Here is a 1,226-nt window from a genome sequence, read left to right on the forward strand (position 1 = left end):
GGATCCTACTTAGCATTATTCGCATCTCCCATATTACACCCATTTACCCACACCGTACCGTCATTTTTAAGTGCATAAATATTATCTATGCCATATTGGGGGCCATCAACATTACCATTATACATTCTATAGTCATTTCTGATTTCTTTAACATCACTCATAACTTTTCTAAAACCGCTCATATAAGGTGTGTAAGAAGATAAGTACCGGCTATTAAATCCAAGATCAGAAAATCTTGTTTGATCTGTTCCGCACATCCAAAGATCGCCATTTTCTAAAAGTACAAATCCCGCATATAAAATCGTTTTAACTGATTTTACGTTAGAATCAAATGTGTTAGTGTAAGTAAAAATAATATCATTTGCATTGTTATAATAATCGTCATAAATCACAATTTTTGCGGTTACAGCATTTTCATCTGTTGCTGTTATTGTTCTAGAATAAAATGCATCATAAGCAACGGTATAAGGCGTTGTGTATTTAAGAGGGACTTCAAAGTCTGCTTGTTCCATGATGTCTTTTCCGATGATCTTTTTTCCTGATACGATGTTAAACTGTACCTTTTTATAATCGTCATAGCTATCCGATACATACTGATTCATTCGGTTCTCTAGGGTTGTAAGGTCATCACCTTCGTAGTCTGTGACTAAGGTGATGTCTATTTTCTTATCGGGAATATCGAGGAAGGTGGCCACTGGCTTGATGTTGTCCACTGTGATGACTTTTGTGGTGGTCCCTGTCTTGTAATCACTTGCCACTAAAAAACTCGGTAGGGTGGGTTGCCCGAAGGTTTCTTTGGTGGTGAGGGTGATTTCATACCGCCCTACGTGTGAAGCTTCAAACTCTAAGGCTCTATCCCACTGGGTGGTTGTTGTTTTGAGCTGTACTGGGGCTTCGTCTGTGAATATGCCATCATTATCTGAATCAAATTTATAGCGCCATGTTCTCTCATTGAGGTAATCACCATCTGTTGAGTAGGAGTGGTCATAGGCTTTAATCGGGGCCACTTTATTTTCAGCCCTGTAAACGATCTCATTGGCATCGGTCAGCATGATCGGGGATTCATCTATGGATACGTCTATGATTTTCTGCTTTGTGTCGGTCATGCCATAGGTGTTTGTCCCTGTCACTTCTATGAGATATTTGCCTGTCTTTTTAAAGAGGACGTCTATGGCCTGTCCATTATTGGCGGTCATTTTGATGTTTTGGACGGCGGTTCCTTCGCT

General features: G+C 39.8%; 1 protein-coding gene. It reads right to left on the reverse strand.

Going from position 1 to position 1,226, the window contains the following annotated elements; genetic code table 11:
- Positions 1-5 precede the first annotated feature (5 nt).
- The coding region (locus tag F3D3_RS24430) for a hypothetical protein (RefSeq protein WP_207645413.1) at positions 6-1,226 on the reverse strand (1,221 nt) is incomplete at its 5' end.

Origin of the sequence: Fusibacter sp. 3D3 (assembly GCF_001748365.1) — a bacterium.
Classification (GTDB): Bacteria; Bacillota; Clostridia; order Peptostreptococcales; family Acidaminobacteraceae; genus Fusibacter_A.